Here is a 22,887-nt window from a genome sequence, read left to right as displayed (position 1 = left end):
CTGCCCCCTCTACTCATAATTTTTGATTATCCTTGCAAGAATATGTTTAAGTTCTTGAACTTCTCTTGATTTTAAATGTAGTTCTTCCCAATCAGAGGATTGAGTAAATAAAGTCAATTGACTCTTCAATTTAGATAGTAATTCTAAATTTTCAAGATATCCCATTATCTTCACTTCGTTATCTGGCCTATCCCACAGTCCATGACTTAATGCATAGTGATTTAGATATGTTGGAGTACCATTTTTAAAAGAAAAGCGTAGCCAAGATAAGCCATCAAAAATATCAGCTCCACATAAAAAATATAATACGATTGACAAAGGATCAACACATCCAAAAATATGAATAGGTGTATCTAATCCCGCATGCATCAAAGCTTTCCTAATTCTATAAATGCTTGTGCCTCTGTCAAATATGGAATTTCCTAATTCCTTTTCTGTAAAGCCCACTACGTCAAAAGATGAAAGAAGATCAATAGATTTAGTTAAATTATCAACATCTATAAAGAATTTATTGTTCGAAACTGGTTTACATAAGAAGTCAGATGCAAATTCAGGGAATTTCTCAAAGTTTTTTTGAGCAAATTGAACTTGTTTTTTAAGTGGATATGCTTCTTGGTAATCAAAATTAACTAATAATATATCTGTAATAGGATGTAGCTTTCTAACTTGTTTTTCATATAAAGTTTCATTCCATTCCTTCGCTATGTAAAAAGAGTTATAAACGTCAGAAATATCATGTTCTTGATTTCTCTCATATCCACCACTATCCACAATTAAAATATCTGATTCATAAATTTGATCAAGTTCTAAATATTCATAATGCAAATCATATGTGCTTATAAGGGATACCTCAGTAAGTTTTTCTTTAAGGTAGTTATGTAACTCTTTAACATGAGGAAAGCCTTTGCTTGAGAAAGATGGCACTAGAATAGGGGTATTATATTTTATTGTTCTAATATTCCGAATTTTAGCTAGGTGTTGATTCATTTAATAGCCTCCTGTCAATACATGAAAGGCAGTTTCCACACGGTTTTATTCTTCCTAATTCACAACTGTATGTTAATTCAATAGGTACTTCATTTTTAATAGAATATTCATAGACTTGGCATTTAGAATAATCCAAAAATGGAGCTATTACTCTTGTTGTTCCTCCAAAATAACCATTAAGAATTGTCTGAATATCTTTAATAAAGTTTGGAGAAGAATCATAGAACGGGGTACCTGAATGAATACCAATAGAAATTAGTGATGTAGGCTTTTCTAAAAATCCACATGCAGCTAAAATAAAAAGACTATTTCGGCAATAATATTCACCTTTATAATCACTGAGTTTAAATCCCAATTCTTTATGATGAAGATTTATGCCATAATAATCACTGATTTTTTTGGCAGATAAGAGCTCTTGTTTACAGCTCTTTTGTCCGTAATCAAAAAAGACTGCTTCAACTTTTTCTCCTTGAGAAATGTGGTATTGCACTAATGCTGAAGAATCTATTCCTCCACTCAACAATATTAACACTGAACAAGTAGAATACTCTTTAGTCATCTTAATTCTCCCTATTTTCATTTTAAGTTTGGTTTGAAGAGAAAAGTTGCTTTAATTTCATTTTAATAAGATATAAGCGTACTGACATATGAGGAGTTTGTTCAAGTTTTTTACTAACATCAATTTTTATGCACAGGCGTTGTTTTTCTCTAAGGAAGACCCTATCAGGGATTATAGGTGCACTTTCATTAATGGAACTATAATCACTTACTGCCTTATCCATATGGTCTTGTGTGAGAGTTTCATAAGTTTCCAAAGTACTTGCTTTTCTTATGAATGTTGTTAACTGTTTCCCTATAGTTTCATGTGCAGCAGCCTTTTTTCCTAACCCAAGATACTCTTCTAATATGGTGATAATAAAAATCAAACCAGCAAAAAGTCCAATAATTAATTTATAGGTTCCATCGGTTAACCATGATAGCCAAGGTAAAAATGTTTCAAATTCTGCAAAAGTAAGAATAGCCGTTATAGAAGAACCAATTAAAGCGGTAGCATGAAGTATTTTGTTCAGTACGTTTGCCGTTTTACTAATGCTGAAATGCATTTGCCGATTCTGTTCAGCTTTTTTCTTTAATTTTTTCACCTGTTGTTTTATTGGATCTTGTGACATGAAGACACCTCATTTTTCGATTAATGAAAATTATATCATCTTAATATGTGGAATTCTACCTATATATGAGTTTTATACATCCTGTATAATAAGAAAAAAAATACATTTTATAGATTCATTGTACTATAATCAATTACTATAAATGAATATAATAGAATGCTAATCGCAAACATCATTTGTTAGAGACCGTTGAGAAATTGTCTATACTTCTACATGTGTGATGTTCTCAAGGAGAGGCTGCTTATAAGGTAGCCTCTTCTTTTAATAAACAGAGAGGGGAGTAATATATGGGTTTTAAAAAAAACACATTAGGATTAAATTCACTAGCTAATAAAAATCCTTTAATCGCTAGCCAGTGGCATCCCACTAAAAATGAAAATCTTACTCCGCAAGATGTAGTGGCTGGATCTGGTAAAAAAGTATGGTGGCAATGCAAAGGGGGGCATGAATGGCAGGCTGTTGTAAAAAGTCGTAAAGATGGCAACGGATGTCCATATTGTTCGGGAAGACGAGTGAATTTGGATAACTGTCTTGAAACATTATATCCTGAATTAGCTCAAGAGTGGCATCCGACCAAAAATGGAACTCTTACTGCAAAGGATGTTACACCCGGATCCGATAAAAAAATATGGTGGCAATGTAAGAATGGTCATGAGTGGATTACTAATGTTTATCAGCGTACAGGTAAGGGTAAAACAGGTTGCCCTTTTTGTTCAAATAAACGTGTATGGGCAGGAAATAGCCTTTATACTAATAATCCAGAATTATCATTCCAGTGGCATCCTACTAAAAACGAAAATCTTACCCCGCAAGATGTAATGGCAGGTTCACATAAGAAAGTATGGTGGCAATGTAAAAAGGGACATGAATGGCAGGCTGTTATAAAAGAACGTCATAAGAAAGGAAGACGCTGTCCGATATGCGTGAATCAAAAAGTTCATTTAGATAATTGTTTAGCAACAATAAACCCAACTCTTGCTCAAGAGTGGCACCCTACTAAAAATGGAACTCTTACTCCTTATGATGTAGTAGCAGGATTTGATAAAAAAGTATGGTGGCAATGCAAAGAGGGGCATGAATGGCAAGCAAAAGTAAACAATCGTAATAGAGGTAGTGGATGTCTTATATGTAAAAATAAGCAAGTTCATTTAGACAATAATTTAACAGCATCCAACCCAACTCTTGCTCAAGAGTGGCACCCTACTAAAAATGGAACCCTTACTCCTGATGATGTAGTAGCAGGGTCGGGCAAAACAGTATGGTGGCAGTGTCCAAAAGGGCATGAATGGGAAAGAAGAGTAGTTGATCGTCATAAAGGACTTGGATGTCCCTACTGTTCCAATCGTTATGCAACTCCTCAAAACTCATTAGCGACACGTTTTCCTGAAATAGCTGCTGAATGGCACCCTATAAAGAATGGAGCTCTTACTTCTGCTGATGTAGTAGCAGGCTCTGATAAAAAGGTATGGTGGCAATGCAAAAGAAAGCACGAATGGCAAGCATCACCTAATTCACGAAAAAAATCAGGGTGTCCCCACTGCTCATTTGGTACAGGAACATCTTTTCCTGAACAAATTATTTATTTGACTCTTAAAGATGTATTTCCATGTACCAAAAACAGGTACAAAATAGAAGGCGTTGAAATTGATATTTATATACCAGAAATCAATGTAGCAATTGAATATGATGGAGCATACTATCATGAAAACAAAAAAGAAAAAGATGAACAGAAGAATAAGTTTATGTTAGAAAGAAATATTCCTTTAATTCGCATACAAGAAAAAAGTTTAAAGAGTACTAAACAAACTAAATTTAGAAACGTTTGGCATACTATTATTAGGGAAAATCTAGGAAATGATTCCTCACTTGAAGAATGTATCTATGGTTTACATGATATTTTTTTAACTCATGCTAATATTTCTCAATATCCAATTCATAAACTTCAGGACCGACCAGTCTCAAAATATAGATACGAAGCTTTAAAGCGTGCAAAATATGTAACAGAAGAAAAGAGTTTGATTTATGTCGATGCTAACTTAGCTACTGAATGGCACCCTATAAAGAATGGAGCTCTTACTCCTGAAGGTGTATTCGCTGGTTCTCGTGAAAGAGTATGGTGGCAATGTAAAAAAGGACATGAGTGGAAAACTAGTATTTCACACAGAAGTTCATCAGGAACCGGATGTCCATATTGTGCTGGTAATTTAGTAACTTTAGAGCGTTCTTTGGAAACCTTGGAACCCGAGCTTGCAAAGCAGTGGGATTATGAAAAAAATAAGCCCTTAACCCCTAATGGTGTTTTTCCTCATTCAATAAGGGAGGTATGGTGGCGTTGTGATCAGGGACATGAATGGCAGTCCAAAATAACAAGTAGAACAAAACGTAAACACCGGAACTGCCCTCATTGTGCTGCTAACTTAGCAACCTTAGAGTGTTCTCTATCAACTTCGGAACCTGAGCTTGCAAAGCAGTGGAATTATGAAAAGAATAAACCTCTAACGCCTAACGATGTTCCCCGTCATTCCAAAAGAGAGGTATGGTGGCGTTGTGATCAGGGACATGAATGGCAGGCCCAAGTAACAAGTAGAACAAAACTTAAACACCGGGACTGCCCTCATTGTGCTATGATTAAGCGTGCAAAAGTAACACCAGAACGTTCTTTAGCTGTTTTAGAACCCGAAATAGCTAAGCAGTGGGATTATGAAAAAAATGAGCCTTTAACCCCTAGTGATGTTTCTCGTTATTCAACAAGAGAGACATGGTGGCGTTGCGAGAAGGGACATGAATGGCAGTCCAAAGTAACAAGCAGAACAACTCTTAAATACCGGGGCTGCCCTCATTGTCCTAAGGTTAAGCGTACAACAGTAGCACCAGAACATTCTTTAGCTATTTTAGAACCCGAAGTAGCAAAACAGTGGGATTATGAAAAAAATAAGCCTTTAACCCCCGAGGATATTTCTCGTTATTCAAATAAGGAGGTATGGTGGCGTTGTGACCAGGGACATAAGTGGCAAACGAAAGTAGCAATTAGAACAAAATCCAAACATAGGAATTGTCCTTATTGTGTAGGTAGGAAAGTTTATAAGAACAACTAATATAGTGAGTTTAGCCATATTCCATACTTTCATTTATAGCTCCACAATGTGCATAAAGCTTGTATTCATACGGTAACACTAATAGAGTAGATAATGATTAGCGAACAAAGTATTTATTCCTTAGATACTATGTAGATTATTTAGTTGTTCAACTTTGCTAAAAAAGACAGCCGTTATAATAACGGCTGTCCTTTTTGATTGCTTTAAGTCTGTGGGACTCTCCATTTAATTTATAAATTTGTTTAAACAATTCAGGGTGAATTTCATGTCTTTTTGTTGAATAAAGCGTAAAATCATGGAGTTGTTTGTCAATATCCATCTTTCTGATTTCAGCTTGATTACTGAATTGTTCTTTAAATGAGTCAAGCCTCTTACTAAAATGATAGTTTATTCTCCCTTTTAAAAACATTTGTAACCCTATTGTTATTAAACTTGAAACTACCCCACTTGTGACTATCGTTGTAATTAGTCCCGCAATTTCCACCTACCAACTTTCTATACTAATTACTATATAAATGATATACATAGCAAATAAATTTATGTTATTAATCTTAATTAGAACAATTAATATAATAATTCCTGTTTAAGTTAAATTCTATTATTAATAAAAGTGACTTTTTACAATCTTAGCAGGGAGATATTCATGATAAGGCAAAGATGGCATTACCGTACGTTTAAGATTAAAGTTAAAATAAACAGTATAATGATATTTATCCGAATCGTCTAAAAAAGTTACTTGAATTCCTGCATTCTCCTTGTAGTCTTCAAAAGATAGGCATTCATCTTCTTCTACGTGTAAAATCTTGTAGTTAAATTTCTGTTTTCCAAAGACATAAAAATTATATAATATTTTATTTTCTATCAGTTTTACATAGCTCGAACTTCCAATTTCTCCCCAATCTTCAGTAGATTGAGCATTCACATGGTAAGCGTGAAGTCCAACATATCTTACACTGATATTTTTCGGTTTGTAAGGGGTACTTAAATAAAATGTTTTCCCAAATAAATCTATAAGCTCTCCTGTTTCACGGTCCTCCCAATCATATAAATGATCCTCAACTATTAACTTTAAGTTAGGAAGTAACAAAGCATATGTATTTATATTTGTTTTATCAATTTTAGATACATCCAGTAAATCATCAGGATTATTTAAATTATCAGCTATAACAGTTTTTAATTGATTTAAGTAGTTACTAAAACGATAAAGAATATATATAGAAGAACTTACTGAAAATAGTAAAAATAAAAATTCTCCTATATAAAAATAAGGTATAAAGTAAATTAGTAAAGCAACCCACGCAATTATAACTAATATAATTGCTAATTGCGCAGTTTTAATTATACTCTTTGTAAAAAAGTTTTCAGGCTCACTTTCATAAATTTCTTTGTAAAGTCTATATTTGTCATAAAAGTCATTAAAATTTTGTTGATAGAAATTTATATCATCAGATAACCATGATTCTCCTTTATCAAAGTATCCTTTATCTAAGCTATTTTCATTGTCCAACTCGCTTAATTCTTTATAGTGTCTTTCTCTATTTTGAAAATTATCATAAATTTCTTCTTTATAGGAAATAGAAACCATTTCCCAATATAATTCTCTACATTTTTGAAGAATATGCTGTGTATTAAGTGAAATAAATAATGCTATTAACCCTACTAATGCAATGATTGTTCCCGTTAACCCAAACATGATTGCCAAAACATCGGAGGTATGTTTGGCACCCCAAGCCTCCCACGAACCAAACCACCAATTTAAATAATTAAAATTTTCCATAGTTTCCCTTCTTATATAAAAATATATTTTAGGTATTATGTATACAAATAAGCTACTTTAATATTATTAAAAACATTAAAGAAAAATAAAATATAATTGGAACGCTTATCCGCAACTGTAATGCAGTTTTAGCATGAGATCAATTCAATTCTTATGTCTGTTTGATTATATTAAATTATGATTAATAGTTATATTATGCCATATAATTACATGATTTAATATTTTGAAAAGCAACTTAATTATATATTAGATATGAATACTTATTTATAACGCTATTTCTTTTAATAAGTTCAAATCCCAATATATGATTACTTATGGTCTAAATATATACATATTAATCTATAAAAATGGTAAAATATTCACAACGGACTTTATTTAATAACCATTAAATTTTCCTCTATTAAGTTAAATTAAAGTTCTTTGAAATATAAAAGAATAGGTGGATTTAAATGGAAGATAATTTTAGATTAGTGGAATATAAAAATAAAAAAATACATGTGCGTTTTATGGATAAGGATAAAAAGTACGATGATATTGTATTTACCAGTTTAGTAATTGGCCCAAACGGTACGGGGAAGACACGTCTCCTTTCTGAGATATCAGAAACTTTAAGATTTATTAACGAACTAAAGACTTCAGATAATAAAATGAAGAGGAACACTTTTGAAAAGGGTCTATATTTAAGTTACAAGATCGGAAAAGTACTTTATGAAATAACGTATGAAGAGGACCTAGAGATACGAAAAGACGAAGACATAATTAGTGTTGAAGAAATTGATTTACCTAAGAGAATCCTTGCGATTTCTTTTATGGTTAATGATAAATTTGTATTTAATGATAGTAGAGATTTGAATGATATATATTATTACCTTGGTACAAGGCAAACTAGTAACGCAACTTTTGTCAACTCCATAACTAAAAAAATCATTGATATTTTAATAAAAAAAACAACTAATGAAGTCTTCCTTAAAAAATTAAAATCCGTTATGAAATTTCTTTCTTTACCTCCTGTCATGGATATATACTTTAGGCTCAAAAGCAAACAATTATTTGATAAAGAAAAAATTATACAGAAAATTCATCTTGAAATAGCAAAGCAAAGGCGTAGGTTTGATTATAGATCAGATAAGATAAAAAAACTGAGCGATGACTATATAGAAAAGTTAATCAATTTCGTAAAAAAAGATTTTAATCCAAAAAACCTAGAAGAAGATTCTCGTTTTCTTGTAATTAAATACTCTATAGATTTTAAAATCCCTTATAAAAATAATATATTATCTGAACACTCTGATTTTCTAGATACATTAGTAAGTTTAAATATACTATCTCAACCTAATTTATTATTATATGGAGATTCTCCATATGGATTTGATAATGCTAGTTCTGGTGAAAAACAGTTTCTTTATTCAATGATAAACATATTATCACACATAGATTATGGATCGCTAATATTGCTAGATGAACCAGAAATAAGCTTTCATCCCAATTGGCAAATTAAATATATAAAATATATTAAAGAAATCTTTGAGGAGTATAAAAATTGTCATTTCTTAATTGCAACCCATTCACATTTTATGATTTCTGATTTGGAACCTGGATCATCCACAATAATATCTCTTAATTTTTCCAAAGATAAAAAAGGATTGGAAGCAAAACTTCATGATGAGAATACATTTGGATGGTCCGTAGAGGATATCTTATACAATATATTTGGAGTTGTGACCACGAGAAATTTATATATTGCTGATGAGATAGATGGGTTCCTTAAAAAAATAAGTATGAATGAGATCGATAAAATAAATATTCAAAAAGAACTAAAAAAGCTTAGTGATATAAACCAAAATCTAAAGGAAGTCGATCCATTAAAAGATGTAATTAAAATAATATTTGATAGGTTTGATTATGAAAAATGAAAAGTCTGCTCTATGTTTTTGAAGATGAGAAAATATTGCTGAATATACCTTATGTTTTTACAAACGCGGAAATAAGGCTCATTCAAGAGAATTTTAACTTTGTCGATTTTAACCTGTGGAACAATAGCATATTTAAAGAACTAAAGAGGAATGTACGAGAGTATTTAATTGATTTAAACGATGAAAAATGCTTTTATTGTAAAACTGAATTAAATCTCGGTACTAGCTCAATTCCAATAGAACATATAATAGATAAAAGTAATTATCCTAAGTACACTTTCGCTCCACTTAACTTAACCATATCATGTTCTAATTGTAATACATGCAAAGGTAAAACGAATGTAGTAAATAATTTTATCCATCCACAAAGTATATTTTATCCAATAGACACTAATAATGTTTCCATAGTTCATGCCTATCTTGATCACTATGAACAACATATTAGAATAGAAGATGGCATTTTCTTTGTTGGTGTAACAGATAAAGGTAAAAAAACAATTGAAGTATGTAAATTATACAGGTGTAAATTAGCAGAAGAAAAATCAAAAGAGTTAAGAGCAAACATGTTACAAAGTATGGTAAAAGATAACGATTATCATTTGGTATCCACATTAATCAAAACAAAAAATCAGTCTTTAAGTAGCCAGATAAAAGTACAGATCGTACAAATTATCGAACAGTACAAATTAGTTGAAGCATTGGAAAATATTCTTACAACAGTTCGACAAGAAAGAGATTTAACAGATATTGTAGAAATTATTCACTCAAAACCAGAAATAAAAGACCTTGTTGAACAAACAACCCTCGATGATTTAGAATTAATAAATAGCCTACTCTCAAAAAGTAGCGAACTAGAAGTGATTAAGAAAATTATAAATAACAGAAACATAAAGACATTATTGAAAAATCTATTAGGAAAAAATCCCCAAGGTTCACTTGACTTTATAATAGAATTAAAAGAAGTTTTAAATAATAGAACAAATCCAAAATATAGAGAGATAGTCAAGGAAATTAGTGCATTATTTGAAGGGAATATCCCTGAATTTATAAATGAGATAATTGACCAGATAATTGATACAGGAGTTGCTAATAAAAGTGAAAATATATTAAATTTAATTTTTAAGGTTAATAGAAATACCTCTATTAGAAATAATTTAATTAGTCTTTCAGATGGTTTAGTGGAAAGACTGCAAGATGAGCTAAAAGATATAAATGATCTAAATTTTTCAGACGCTCAAATTAACTATATTCATTTATTACAAAAGATGCTTATTTTACGCAGTGTCTTTCAAGGGAGAAATTATAAATATCTACAAAGTTTTAAAAAATCCCTTATGTCTATTGTCTCGTAAATTTACTTTATTAATACTTTAAAAGCTAAATTTGAGCAATTTATTATTAAAAACAAAGATTTAAGTGGTAAATAGATTTTCTAAATATTAAATACTAACTTGTTTTCAAAAAAATTAGTATTTAATATTTACAAGGATTTGAATTTAAAAAAGTCGTTCTATAAAGAAGCTATTACTTTTAGAACGACTTTTGATTATATTTTAGGAAAGCAGTTTTGTATTTAACCTCTATTATAGAAAATAGTTTTTTTGCAACCTCAATTAATTGTCGAAATTTGTCTAAATGTTTTTTATTTTCCATATTATTCTACATATTTATGACATATTATTCTACATGTTATTCCACATATTTATGACACTTTTATTACATTTTTTTACATTAAATAAAAAATAAAAACTTGTCAGTACTCTAAGTTCTCAGTTAGAATAGAACCACACACTATGAATTAGTTTTGGTTGAATCTATCCCCTGAACTACAAAGGGGATAAAATTATGAATTTGATAGATGGATTAAATATATTGGCTACTTTAATAGGATTAATAAAAGACTGCTCTGAGCTTGTACAAATTGATAAAATCAACACGCCTGATACCCTTATATTATTCGGATTGAACTTTAATACTTTAGCCAATGAAAAGAAAAACTCATCAAAAAAAGAACTATCTTAATCTGCGAAATTAAAATAGTTCCATACGCTTTCTACATGACGACTGGAATCATAATGTAGAAAATAAAAATATTACAAAAAATAAAATTAATTCAGGGTGAATGATTAACCCAAAACTAAACATCAAGATATTTTGCTATGAGAAACGAATGACTGGAATCATTCGTTTCTTTTTTATTTTATTATTAAATTAACTTTTGAAACTTAATTTAACCAGGGCATAAGTAAACATACTATTAACATAATATTGAAATGATGTTAACACCCTTCTCTTCTTACTATTATGCCATAAAAGTTCACTGTTTGTGAACTTTTATTTCTTTAACTCGTTATAAATAATATCAATTTTTCTATAAAGTTAACTAAAATAAGATGGTTTATCCTCATTGGCTAATATTTGATTCAAGCGTCCAAAACTATACTCTTTTAAGGAAGGATTATCTTTACGTAGTTCTTCTATCATATCTGATAATTTCCTCTTCCTTTTATCGTAAGATACAATTGTATTTACTGCTTTCACGTCGTTTAATTTAGGTTTTTGCATTGGAGCAGCTTCTATCCTCTTCTTAATATCACTTAATACATCTCTTGGAGGTTTGTTCCAGGATATAATTAAAAAATTAATAGCATTAGATAGCTCTTTTGCTATCGGATTCCATTCTCTCGTATCTCTAGTTACATCTCCCTTACCAGATCCCCCACCATGACTGACTCTCTCACTAGATAAAGGGTTAAAAAGAGGAATTTCTTTATGATTTAAAAGTTCTAGGAAATGGTCTGCTGCATGCTTTCCACAAATAAAAGTACCACTTTTATTTTTATCTTTTTTATGTTTATAAGAAAAACAATAATATCTATGCTCTAATTTATCATTAGTGCAACTCTTTTTTTCTTGACCTGCTAAAAGCTTTACATGAGCAATAGGAGCTATATCATACTCTTTTACAATTTCTACTCTTGTTAATGTACCTCGACACAACATAAAAGAACCTCCTGTTATTATAAGTTTTTAAAATTTCTTGTTTTAATTTGTATAATTACTTTTAAACATTATCGTAAGAAGCAATCAAATTTAAAGCAGATAAATAATTACCCGTAATACAAAGGTTAATTGCGTCACAGAGCTTCTCAGTAACATCATATTTTTTATTTAGGAGAATGGATCTCTTTTTACACGTATTCACCAATGAAATACATTTCGTTTTTTCTGTCCATCAACAAGTGATAACAAAAAGCAAAATCCGGTTTTCGAATAAACATAATTTGAGATTCAATATCTTGACTATGGTCAATCACTCGGTTTTCCATTTGAACGTGTTGACTGTGAAAATATTCTTGATTTTGCATATAATTTTGAAAGTCTGGGTCATTCGTATACACGCGTAACACTGTGTACGTTTCATAAGAAGATTCTTGCTGCATGTTTTTTTGAGAAGATTTTGAGGAAAAGAGCGAATGCTCACTTTTATATTTTAAAGCAAACATCACCACTACCCATCCAGAAACAATCATAGGTAGATACAAAAATCCACTATGAGTTAAATTGAACAAATAACATGAAGCAAAAAACAAAATCATCGCTGATGTAAGCAGCCAATGTTCAGACCAGAATACGTTGATCTTTTCTTTTATTTCTAACTTAATGGCTGCTATTTTTTCCTCATTCATTTTATTCACTTCCCTATTTAAAGTTAGGCTACCCGTCGAACATTTCCGTTGAATTTTGCTTTCCAATACGTATTATTTAAATCACCAATAGAAACCCCTTGTGAACTACTGTCATTAAGAAATTTTCCATCTCCCAGGTAAATAGCTACGTGTCCATTGATCTTATACGTATCAAAGAAAATGACGTCTCCACGCTTCATTTCACTTGCTTTTACGACTTTACCACGCTTGATTAACGTATCTGTTGTAGTAGCACTTACTGGCCCTAAATCTACACCGGCTGAACTATATGCCCATCTTACATAGGAACTGCAATCAAACTTCCTTGCAGCGATATCACTCTGATTTCGTCCGCCGCCCCACACATATGGGCTTTTTCCGACTATAGAAGAGCCAACTTGAATTGCCTTTTCAATGGCTGCGGAACCTTTTGCAGAACCACCTTTTATGGAAACAGCTTCAACAGAACGACTAGAATAGGCATTCATGAATCCCATAACGCGCGATACGTACCACGTAGCGTGATTATAAGCAAATACAGCTTTTTGATAATTTCCAGAGGCGCCACCATTAGCATTCAGATAGTTTGCTGTTGAATACATGGCATCCGTCACATTATAAGGGTCTGCTTTTCCATCCCCGTCCCCATCAACACCGAATCCACCGTATTTTTTAATCATGGATAGATTCATCAAAACATCTTTTGAAATAGCAGCATCACCTAGCCTTGTACCGCCTGGATAAGACCATCCAACCCACGTTTTTACCATGAACTGTGTGTGTCCGATTGCCCCAACTGATGATGTATTTAGATCCTGTCCAAAGTTCGTTTCGACGCGGTGAATCGCGGCAATGAGTGTCCAGGGGATATTGTATTTTTCTCCTGCTGCTTTATAAATTTCAATGTATTCTTTTGGAATTTGCCCTTCCCCGATTTTTGATATTTGAATATCTCCAATATTCACTCCTACACCGTCAACGCCTGTTGCTTCCTCCTGATCAGGTAGAATCATCCCAAACACACTTACCATAGCCATAACACCAAATACCACGCCCAAAGCTAATAAAGCTGCGATAATAGCTAGTAATATCTTAGACTTTCGTTTAGCAGAACGATTTAATTGTTGAATGGGTCTAATTCGGTAAGTTGACACGCACACCCACCACCTTATATCCATCATCTTGTTTTTTGAGTGTAACCAAGTACCAATCTTCCTCTGGTTGTGCCTTTCCCTCTACATCATATACTTTCCCTTGCATAACAACATTCCATTGAATAACGTCCGAATCATCGTTTGAAACCTCTGTTGTTTGAAGGGTTTCTGGCACGACTCTATCATAGGTTAATGTTCCACGTTCTTTTTGATTCTTATAGTTTTGATACATTTCCTCTGACATATAAGGCTTTGCTTTTTCAATATGTTCAGAAGGATTTTTCCCATTAAAACTTGCAAAGGCTCTGACAAATTCAGTTGCAATTTCTTTTGTACTCTGTAAATCTTCTTTTGTATTTCGTTGGGTTTGGTCATATGGATTTTCCTTACCTTCAATCATTACCTCTTTCTCTTCTTGTACAGATTCAGAAGAAGGAGCTTGCCTCTCCTCTTGCGAGGAAGAAGCAGGCCGTTGTTTAAAGGTAAAGGCACTAATCATAATGCCTAAAAAGACGATTACACTTAATAAAACAATAAATTTCTTTTGTCGAACACTCATGATTATACCCCCCCTTTATTTTTGTTGGGATTGCCGTCTCATTTGCTCTAATTCTTTAGAACGGTCTATATACTCCTTATCACTTTCGTTGGAAGTAGACACTTGTTCTTTTCCTTCTTGAATCTCTTGTTGCGCCTGATGTCGTCTTCTTTGCTTTTCAAATTGTTGGTTTTTTGGTGGCTGTGGTTTTGCTTTTAATGGCGCCTTTTCTTGATTAAATTGTTTGGTTGAAATCTCACCATTTGTTGGAACCAATGGTCTGTTAGGCTGTTGAATAGGTGCTTTTTGCTGTTCTGTACGTGCTTCCTGTTTTCTCATTTGTTCGATGACTTTACTTGATTGAGTAGAAGGAGATGTTTCTTGCTGTGGCTGCTGTTTTATCGGTGCATGTTCTTGATTCTCTTGTTGGCGTACCTTTGTCATAACCTGTTCACTTTGACTTCCAGAAGTAGAGTTATTGTCGTTCATAGATGCTTGCTTCTCTGGACTTTTCGGTTGTGCTTTTAATGGTGCATGATTTTGATTTTTTCGTTGCTGCTTAACCATCTGACCAGATACAGCCTTGTTATGATTGTCACCCTCATCATTACTCTTAATATTTTTATGAGGGTTAGGGATTACACCATTTTCATTGGATATCGTTTGCTTATCACTTGTTTGTGATTTTCTAAATGGTCTAATTTTATTCGTTGCCCTAGTGTCATCAGTACCAGTTGATGCCTGTTCAATTGGTTGATTACGACGAAGGGTAGGTTTATTACTTTGTTTCTCCATTGTCTCCTGCATCCGTCTACGAATCTGTGAATCTGTTGTTCCTGGCTGACTAGCTAGGGAGGTAGAATGAACATTCGAACCTGTATAAAATGGCTCTACTCTTGCGTATTGTCTTTGCTGATCTCGATACGTAATCGCATCTACTTTTTCTCTCCAAGCTTGCTTTACTTGCTGTTTATATTGGTTGTATATCTTATAGCCAAAGAGTTGTTTTTGAAGAGCAAACAGGGCAGCTACAATGATAAGAACGGCTACAATTATCTGAGCATAGGTCCAATTATGTTCACTCGCTACTTTGTATGTGATATTGACAAAGCTAAACAGTAAAACCAATAGAACGGTAAGTCCTACACACATCATCAAGAATCCAAGCAATTTCAATGTAAATTGTTTTGCAAATGACCGGAGTGCTGGGAAGATACTGAGAAACAAGACAAATACCCCTGTAATAGCTGTAAGTAAGAATCCAACACCGTAGATTTGAATGAATGTAGCTAAATAACTGACCATTACAAGAATAACAAGTGCTGGAATCCAAATTAACAGTGATAAAACAATACGCTTATTTGTATGTTCTGGTGCAAAAAGAGAATTGCTAGCATTCTTTGTAACAAAAGCTTTTCTTTTATCACTACCTGGCTTTTTACTTAATAATTCTTTAACAGTTTCCTTCCCCTTCTTTATTTGTGCAGGTGATGAATTTTTAGCTTTTCCTCCACCAATCACACCATAATTCGTTGTACCAAATTCCAGTAACAGATAAGGTTTTACAATCAATAAATCATGCATCAAATTGCGAATTTGGGATAAACCATAACGAACCGAATCTTCATTGGTATAGTTGGTATTCGCTTGATCTTTTGCACTCTTTTCTTTGGAGGAATCATTCCCTAATGAATAAGTCGATGCTCCAAGAACGGCGGAAGTAAGAGCGTTCCTCCCATTATTTAATTGACCTAAGAGCTGATCACTATTTTGCACATAAACGGTGAAAACGGCTGATAAGATAGCTGCCACAATTAACCCCGATAGAGTAGCACGATACTGCCTTTTAGCAAATGAATAGACCAACCAACCGGCTACCATTATCATCATGAACCCCATGAATTGACCAATACCATAACTCCCCCCAGCTTCTGCTATAAAGGTGGAAACATAAGATAACATGCTATCGATAATGTCAAAGGTAAATGCCTGTTCCATCAAGAAAATTCCGAAATTTACAACCACCAAATATCCGTACCAAATACCACTTAGTATCTGTTGTTGTAAAGCTGCGATGTTATCATAAATTTTTTCATCTACTTTAAAAACATTGATTGAATCATACCAATGACTGTCTTGGTCATCCTTGTTATAAATATCAATATCATAATTTTCTAATGGTACTTCATTGTAACGAAGTAAAGGTGCATTTGTTTGCGGTAAATCTGTTTGTGGCATTAACTCATCCATAACATTTGGTGCTGCAGCTGAAACAGATGAAACAGGACACAACATAAACAACATTAATATGATTAACATCAATTTGTTACATAGGCTTTTTCCCATTCCCTATACCCCCTTATTCTTCAATTGGTAAAGGTGTTAGCTCTGTTTTTTCCTGCTGTGTCAATCCTGCTGAATAGTATGTTTTATGATTTACTATCTCCCCTCCTACTGTTACATCATTTTTAGATGCTCCCCCGTAATACTGATCTACTAAATATCTCTTACCTTGTTTTTCAAGACGCACAGTGAAATTTTTATTTTCATTGTTTCTCATATCCTTGAATCTGAACTTATAAAGATATTCTTTTGGAGGTGACAACTCATATTCTAATAATCCATATTTTTTAATCCTCTTATGTTGGTATTGCTTGTAATCACCGGCTATATTTTCTTTTGCATCTGTTATATCTTCATAACTTCTTCCATCATCATCATCTAATTCCATCTTAAATGCTTTATCTGCTGCCCCTTGTTCATAATAAGTTGCATATTGCAAAGCCGTTTTACAAGGCTCAATTTGCTCGCATGTTTTGGGCTTCGGCTCTGTAGTTGCTTCCTCTTTCCCACAACCTGCAAGTGCACCCACAATTGAAATGATCGAAATAAAGGTTAGTATCTTTTTCATGTTTATTCTCCTTTACTCTAAACCTTTTAAAAGGCCCACCCTCCGTGTCATATATAAACGAAGGCTTTATTTCTACGCTTGATTTGCAAGCTCTCTGACGTCTATAGACGTGTCAAATGCATCAAATAGATGTTCTTGTAAAATACGAACCTGCATTACGCCTGTTCGTTGATGCAAGTCACGATACAAGCAGTAACCTGACTGCATTTTAGGCATCATATCTTCTAGACCTGCACTATCCTCTAATTTCATAAACTCTTGAATCGTTTCAATCTCTTCTGGTATATCTGTACGGAAGCAATATGCTGTACCAATCTGACCTCGCATACTGCTTGGAATATCCATTAAGTTTTGAGTCATTAAATAAATCGGTGAAAACAAGGAACGTCCCTCACGGAATAAACGATCAATCAAACGCTCCCCTGCTGGATTTTGGAAGAAGTTCCACGCTTCGTCAATCGCAACAACCGTCAATTCATTTTGAAACATTCGTAGAAACTTCATCATGTAGGCTGTAAGACTAAACAGAATCGCTACTGACACAATGTTAGCCTCTGTATACTCTTCTGATGGCGTGCTCTTTTTCGGTAACTGTAGATTATCAACTTGTAACACATTGAATTGATTCGCATAATTCAAGACGTTTTCATCATCCATACGCTTTCCAAAGATCAAACGAGCCAGTGACACATCTTCAAATTCTTCTAAAATAGAAGCTAACTCCAATGCCATTGGTCGATGATCTTCTGGTAAGGTTTCACTTTCTTTTACTAGGTTTCGTAATTCATCTTTTACAAATCGAATAGAAGGCTCTGCCAATTGACCGACACGCTTAACGGCCTTTGTCACAATCGAACTTTTTGCACTATCATTTCGAATATTAATGTTTAACAAGTAATAGATTATTTCTCGGGAAACTTCGACAGCTTCGGCCCTGTTATCAAATAATAGAAACGGGTCTAATTTCCCTGCATCTTCATCTTTTGTCGAAAAAGAAATAAAGTTAAGCTCACTTCCCAATTCAGTTAATTTTTCATCCCATTTACAAATGTCTTTTCTCTCTGACTTAGGGTCGAGCAATAACACTTTAGCTCCTGATAAAGCTGCTTCATAAATATCCCGATTGGCAGCCATTGATTTTCCAGAACCCGTTTTTCCTGTATACACTGTTACAAGGGATTGTGTAAGAGCCGCACCCGATGCAGCTAAACCAGGCAATACATAAACAGCCGTGCCACTTAATGTTCTTCCTGCATAATAGCCGTATTCATCTCCTAGCTCTTGTCGATTTCCAAAAAAGCTAGCTGTTACCGCATTAATGTCTACGTCTTGGATAAATTCAGTTACATAGCGTCTTGAACCTGGTAAGCATTCAAGCAAGCTTCGTAATTGAAGACCATACGTATTTTGAAGTGTAATTCCCATACCTGCATACTCATCAATCAAGTCATTGACACGCTGCATTAATTCATCCCGATCAGAAGAACTAACCGAAAAAATAGCACTCATTAAGTAGCCGCCTTCTCGTTCCTTCTCTACGTTAGCAATGATGTTTTCAGCATGTGAAATACCTTGATAAACGTTTGAGCCTGCATCTTCTCCGAAGGCGTTCAAATGGTTCGCTTGATCTTCTAAATTTGATTTCTTACGGCGTAGCTTCCGCAACCGTTGGTCTGCATCTTGATAACTCATTTTCAAGTTCACACCTACCGCAAAAGGCAATGACCGTAAAGCTTCTAACCATCGCGTTTCTGGAAAATGAATTTCCTCTGGCATACCCACCATATGCAAGAAAGCAACATGCGTCTGATGGTTATATCCTTTCGCGTCTGTTTGATGCAGTGTTAAATATCGACGGGATTTAGGATTTTCAATCCCTGTCAATTGAAGATTCAACACATCGTCTTCCGTTTGAATGCGAGCAATGAGCTCCCCTTTTTTATTGAAGATAGGTGTAAAACGATCTTCCCAATTCTGCCAATTAGGAGGAAAGCGCAACCCTATGTTAAAAATCCATGGAATTAACTTGGTCATCCCTTCTGTTGATACAGGCGTAAACGAAAAGGGTAAACCTTCAAGAAACTTCGTGACTTCTTTATTGGAACGAGAGATTTTTCGTAAACGATCTTCTGTTAAATACACATGATGATCTCCTCGTATTTTTGCAAATTTAGAGGAAAGCCAATCTTTTAGGGCTTGGTACATTTCTCTGTACGTCATATCCTCTGCTTCGTCATCTAGCGTACTTTTACCTAGTTCAACCCCGATGTAAAAATCATAGCGACGCTCTTCCGCACCCAGTTCATCACTTGTTTTAAGATAATTAAAAATGGATTGAATATGTGAACTAGCAACGACTCGTAAGTTACCTCGAATCATCGATAAGTATTTCTCGCGAATATCATCAATCGATTGCCGCGTTGGGACAACGATACATTGAATTTCTCGTTTGATTTCTTTAAACAACCGTTTCAATTCGGAAAAGTGAGCCATTAATTGTGCTTCTGAATCAAAACTTGTATGAAACCCACTAAATTTAAACCATCCTTGTTCCCGTGCATCCCTTGTTATGACAACATTTCGCCAAACAGCTACAATGTCATTTTGAATATCCATTTTCACATTCACTCCTCACATCATTTTCGATAAATAGGAATTTTGCGTTTGTAGGTAATCTTTTTTGCTTGTTCGACTTCTTCAAATCGAAAAAGCTCTTTTGGCTCCATAAACGTTTTATACTTCACTTGCCAATAGCGAATAATGTTCATATGTTCTTTGGTTTGAGAACCTAAGAGATAACCAAAAAATCCAGGTGCTGCAATACAAACAACAATGATACGTGCAATTTTGTTGGGAATAAGGGGTGTCATTAAAATGCTGAATGGAATACTCAGAAGAAAGAAAACGAATATGACAATGATTTGGGTAACAGTCACAGAAAAGGGAAGCGAAATGCTTTCCCTTCCCCCTGCTAGCCCTCTCACAATGTTTGGAATGGCAAAAATCTTATTGGTACAATATCCTGTAATGCGTCTCATGAATGTACCTCCTTAGCTTGAAAGACCGAAGAATTTTAAGAGCGAATCACCTAAAGAAATAATGTTACTTGGGCCATAGATAAATACACCAATAATTCCACCGAAAACAAGAACCATAAGCGCCCCACGATACTTTTTCACGACTAGCGAACCAATAATGGCAAACAGCAATACCCAGATAAAAACGGTTTGAATAACACTCATGACATTGGTGTCACCTTGACTACTAACACCTTGCAAATTGATATCACCCAACATAAATGATTGTAAAAAAGTTGTAAGCATTTCTTATCCCCCTAAGAGTTTATTTAATTTCGTAAGAAACAGGTTTCATGGTTAAAATTTCGAATTTATCTTGACCGTCACGTTGAATGGCAAATTCGTAGCTGTGATTGCTTTGAATACCCGTGACAGGCTGTTCTAATTTGGCTGAACATCTGACAATATACTGACCTTTAGTCGATTTCTTTTCATAGACAGATACATTGTTCATTGATTTATAATTCATTAGTCCGTTTAAAGACTGAGCTTTACTAGAATCTTTAAAAAAGAATTTTGTTTCATCACTTCGATCTTTCGCTGTATACGTTTTAAAGAATGATTCTAAAAAGCTTTGAACCTCATTATTGACAACCGCATCTGTATTCTTGTTTTCTTCATTCTCTGAAACAGTTACGCGTTGATTTTGTTTTGGCATATAGGGTTGTGGTAAATCAATGACGCTATAACCATTTTTATCTTCATATACACGTACCAAATAGTAGATGGTTGCCTTTTTCTCTTCATTCTTTTTCTCAACTTTTTCTTTTCCATCTTTATCTTTTGATTTCTTTTCCACTTCTTTAATCGAGGTTACATGGACTTTGATAGATACATCTGAAATATGGTCATTTTTTTGTTTAATGGAAACCACATCGCTACTGTCATAGCGTTGAATACCAGGAACATTGGCATAATCGATTCCAGCATCTTTATCTAGACCGGTTGCTAGAAAGCTCTGTAAAGCTTCCTCACGTTCCTTTTGTTTGTCCTCTCCTGGTTCGATGCTTGTGTAATGACGCATAAATTGAGTAGTAAAGTATTCAATAGACAAAATATTTTGAGTATTTTGATTCTTTTTAGGGCTTTGATCTTGTTGTTGAGCTGAAACTTGATCTTCTAAATTACTAAGAACGAGATTGTGTCGAAAAGCACTAAAGACACCTAACGCTACAATCACGATACTTCCAATCATGAGGACTCTTCCAATCGTTGTAGCTGTAGAACGTTTCATATTGGCTCGTTTGATGATAACTTGATCTTTTTCTTTTTGTTTTTCATCTTTCTTTAGCAAATTCGGCATATACTTTTTTGAAGTACTGGCCTTTTCTTTCACCCTTTCCTTTATCCCTTGTGACGGTTCATTAGGAGTAGGCTTCTTTTTCTTCTGCCATTTTCTCATCATCATTCCTCCTTACTTTTTACCAGCAAACAAGAAGACTACAATTGCTATAAGAATAATTGTTCCTGTAACCCCATAACTTGCAACGCTTTGGTTATAGAAAACCGAAAATTGATCTTTTCCGGTTTCCCAAAGTACGTTCGCTTCTGGGAATGTCCGTAGGATAAAACTTCCTACGAGACAAATTCCAGCGATATAAAGAAGGGTTTTAAATAAACTGCGAACCACTAGCTCCCCCTCCTTACAATCCTTTTTTTACATCTGACGAGTTACTAAATACATAATGATAAATGTCCCCAAATGCATCTTTTTTTGTTTCTTCAAGATTAGCTGCTAACACAGGAACTTTAATATGTGTTCGTTCTTGAGCTGGAATACTCAAGAGATCACGCATGGTTTTTTTGGTATTCGTTTCATTCCCTGCAATAAATAAGACCCGCCAATCTAAAATAGGTTCTTCAAATCCAACATGCATATCGTATTTTTCAAGCGTTTCTTTTCCTCGTTTCAAAAAGTCATTGTAACGAATGATTTTCTGAATGGTATTTTGACGCTTAGCTACACTACGTTCTAGCTCAACGAACAAGCCAATATTTTGGTCGCTATCAGCTTCACCAACAACGAGCACGCCGTCCGGTTTGATAACCTCTGATTTACTTTTTCCATATTGGAACGTTCCTCTCGCTTCTGGAATCCACTCTTTAACCGCAAGCCCTAGTTCTTCTGCTTGTTGCTTATAGGATAAAACCAAACGATTTAATATCAACTGATGCTGATACCATGCTGGCACATCTGTTGACCATTTTTTCTGCCATTTCGAGAACCCTTGTAGCTCTTCTACGATTTCAACACCAAAGGCATCCAACGTATATAAGTTCCCTGGCTTCTCATATCCTGGCATTGGAACAGTGAAACTCTTGATATGCTTCGATTCTTCAAGCAATCGTAAGCGTTGCATCACATATTTTCGATCAGCGTAATTCGTTAAAATATGGTCAACAATAAAATTTGAATCAATATAGATAAAATCATGTAGTTTAATTAATAAGTCTGTATCTTGTTCATTCAGCGTGATATATTTTTTCATTCTGTTTCGCCTCTCCCTTGTCTATAAGAGGAACGTTAATTTCGTGAATGTGTAAAAAGTCTTCCCTTTTTCACATAAAACGTTTACT

At 33.8% G+C, this 22,887-nt stretch carries 21 protein-coding genes; 4 read left to right on the top strand and 17 right to left on the bottom strand.

From position 1 onward, the window contains the following. Nucleotides 1–9: 9 nt before the first annotated feature. The 3 genes from SB717_RS27960 to SB717_RS27950 are packed head-to-tail and all read right to left on the bottom strand — an operon-like array spanning nucleotide 10 to nucleotide 2,156. Nucleotides 10–987 (bottom strand): hypothetical protein, encoded by a 978-nt coding sequence (locus SB717_RS27960; protein WP_410905884.1) that lies wholly within the window; start codon nucleotides 985–987, stop codon nucleotides 10–12. After that, the gene (locus tag SB717_RS27955) at nucleotides 968–1,546 is read right to left on the bottom strand and encodes a 7-cyano-7-deazaguanine synthase (protein ID WP_180231597.1); all 579 of its coding nucleotides are present in this window, start codon (nucleotides 1,544–1,546) and stop codon (nucleotides 968–970) included. Before SB717_RS27955 ends, SB717_RS27960 begins: the two co-directional genes overlap by 20 nt. Nucleotides 1,547–1,568: 22 nt before the next feature. Further along, nucleotides 1,569–2,156 (bottom strand): hypothetical protein, encoded by a 588-nt coding sequence (locus tag SB717_RS27950; RefSeq protein ID WP_410905882.1) that lies wholly within the window; start codon nucleotides 2,154–2,156, stop codon nucleotides 1,569–1,571. Nucleotides 2,157–2,443: 287 nt separating this feature from the next. Between SB717_RS27950 and SB717_RS27945 the strand changes: the two genes are divergently transcribed. Beyond that, nucleotides 2,444–5,251: a zinc-ribbon domain-containing protein gene (locus SB717_RS27945; protein ID WP_410905880.1), complete on the top strand. Its 2,808-nt coding sequence runs from the start codon at nucleotides 2,444–2,446 to the stop codon at nucleotides 5,249–5,251. A 157-nt stretch (nucleotides 5,252–5,408) separates the two neighbouring features. Here the strand turns inward: SB717_RS27945 and SB717_RS27940 are convergent, their stop codons facing one another. Both SB717_RS27940 and SB717_RS27935 read right to left on the bottom strand, forming a co-directional pair. Beyond that, nucleotides 5,409–5,735 carry a hypothetical protein gene (locus SB717_RS27940; protein WP_410905878.1) on the bottom strand — a complete coding sequence of 109 codons (327 nt, stop codon included), beginning with the start codon at nucleotides 5,733–5,735 and terminating at the stop codon, nucleotides 5,409–5,411. A 117-nt stretch (nucleotides 5,736–5,852) separates the two neighbouring features. Continuing rightward, on the bottom strand, nucleotides 5,853–7,028 hold the full coding sequence (locus SB717_RS27935) for a hypothetical protein (protein WP_410905876.1): 1,176 nt from the start codon (nucleotides 7,026–7,028) through the stop codon (nucleotides 5,853–5,855). A gap of 449 nt (nucleotides 7,029–7,477) precedes the next feature. Here SB717_RS27935 and SB717_RS27930 point away from each other — a divergent pair, with 449 nt between their 5' ends. The 3 genes from SB717_RS27930 (at nucleotide 7,478) to SB717_RS27920 (ending at nucleotide 10,963) form a co-directional block, all read left to right on the top strand. After that, nucleotides 7,478–8,941, top strand: a complete 1,464-nt coding sequence (locus SB717_RS27930; protein WP_410905874.1) for an AAA family ATPase — start codon at nucleotides 7,478–7,480, stop codon at nucleotides 8,939–8,941. Next, entirely contained in the window at nucleotides 8,938–10,293 is a 1,356-nt protein-coding gene (locus SB717_RS27925) for a hypothetical protein (RefSeq protein ID WP_410905872.1), read from the top strand. The genes SB717_RS27930 and SB717_RS27925 overlap by 4 nt, the downstream gene beginning before the upstream one ends. 493 nt (nucleotides 10,294–10,786) lie before the next feature. Then, nucleotides 10,787–10,963, top strand: coding sequence for a hypothetical protein (locus SB717_RS27920; protein ID WP_410905870.1), 177 nt, complete (start codon nucleotides 10,787–10,789; stop codon nucleotides 10,961–10,963). Between the two features lie 357 nt (nucleotides 10,964–11,320). Here SB717_RS27920 and SB717_RS27915 read toward each other — a convergent pair whose 3' ends face one another. From SB717_RS27915 to SB717_RS27860, 12 genes are all read right to left on the bottom strand, one after another. Then, nucleotides 11,321–11,944 (bottom strand): hypothetical protein, encoded by a 624-nt coding sequence (locus tag SB717_RS27915; protein ID WP_410905868.1) that lies wholly within the window; start codon nucleotides 11,942–11,944, stop codon nucleotides 11,321–11,323. A 188-nt stretch (nucleotides 11,945–12,132) separates the two neighbouring features. Continuing rightward, nucleotides 12,133–12,630 carry a hypothetical protein gene (locus SB717_RS27910; RefSeq protein ID WP_410905866.1) on the bottom strand — a complete coding sequence of 166 codons (498 nt, stop codon included), beginning with the start codon at nucleotides 12,628–12,630 and terminating at the stop codon, nucleotides 12,133–12,135. Between the two features lie 23 nt (nucleotides 12,631–12,653). After that, entirely contained in the window at nucleotides 12,654–13,784 is a 1,131-nt protein-coding gene (locus SB717_RS27905; protein WP_410905864.1) for a bifunctional lytic transglycosylase/C40 family peptidase, read from the bottom strand. Beyond that, nucleotides 13,765–14,343: a hypothetical protein gene (locus tag SB717_RS27900; RefSeq protein ID WP_410905862.1), complete on the bottom strand. Its 579-nt coding sequence runs from the start codon at nucleotides 14,341–14,343 to the stop codon at nucleotides 13,765–13,767. Before SB717_RS27900 ends, SB717_RS27905 begins: the two co-directional genes overlap by 20 nt. Before the next feature lie 15 nt (nucleotides 14,344–14,358). Then, on the bottom strand, nucleotides 14,359–16,668 hold the full coding sequence (locus SB717_RS27895; protein ID WP_410905860.1) for a CD3337/EF1877 family mobilome membrane protein: 2,310 nt from the start codon (nucleotides 16,666–16,668) through the stop codon (nucleotides 14,359–14,361). A gap of 13 nt (nucleotides 16,669–16,681) precedes the next feature. Continuing rightward, nucleotides 16,682–17,233 carry a hypothetical protein gene (locus SB717_RS27890; protein ID WP_410905858.1) on the bottom strand — a complete coding sequence of 184 codons (552 nt, stop codon included), beginning with the start codon at nucleotides 17,231–17,233 and terminating at the stop codon, nucleotides 16,682–16,684. A gap of 72 nt (nucleotides 17,234–17,305) precedes the next feature. Next, nucleotides 17,306–19,849, bottom strand: a complete 2,544-nt coding sequence (locus tag SB717_RS27885; protein ID WP_410905856.1) for an ATP-binding protein — start codon at nucleotides 19,847–19,849, stop codon at nucleotides 17,306–17,308. 20 nt (nucleotides 19,850–19,869) lie between these two features. Next, nucleotides 19,870–20,271 (bottom strand): PrgI family mobile element protein, encoded by a 402-nt coding sequence (locus tag SB717_RS27880; RefSeq protein WP_335541764.1) that lies wholly within the window; start codon nucleotides 20,269–20,271, stop codon nucleotides 19,870–19,872. Nucleotides 20,272–20,283: 12 nt separating this feature from the next. Beyond that, a complete protein-coding gene (locus tag SB717_RS27875) occupies nucleotides 20,284–20,556 on the bottom strand; it encodes a hypothetical protein (RefSeq protein WP_410905854.1) in 273 nt (90 codons plus the stop codon). Nucleotides 20,557–20,575: 19 nt separating this feature from the next. Next, entirely contained in the window at nucleotides 20,576–21,712 is a 1,137-nt protein-coding gene (locus tag SB717_RS27870; protein WP_410905852.1) for a conjugal transfer protein, read from the bottom strand. 12 nt (nucleotides 21,713–21,724) lie between these two features. Continuing rightward, complete coding sequence (locus tag SB717_RS27865) at nucleotides 21,725–21,940, bottom strand: hypothetical protein (protein WP_410905850.1); 216 nt, start codon at nucleotides 21,938–21,940, stop codon at nucleotides 21,725–21,727. A gap of 13 nt (nucleotides 21,941–21,953) precedes the next feature. Then, on the bottom strand, nucleotides 21,954–22,799 hold the full coding sequence (locus SB717_RS27860) for a replication-relaxation family protein (protein ID WP_193426746.1): 846 nt from the start codon (nucleotides 22,797–22,799) through the stop codon (nucleotides 21,954–21,956). Nucleotides 22,800–22,887 lie beyond the last annotated feature (88 nt).

This window comes from Priestia sp. SIMBA_032 (genome assembly GCF_046535215.1).
Classification (GTDB): Bacteria; Bacillota; Bacilli; order Bacillales; family Bacillaceae_H; genus Priestia; species Priestia aryabhattai.
The sequence above is the reverse complement of the archived record's forward strand: the minus strand, read 5'-3'. Positions and strand labels throughout refer to the sequence as shown.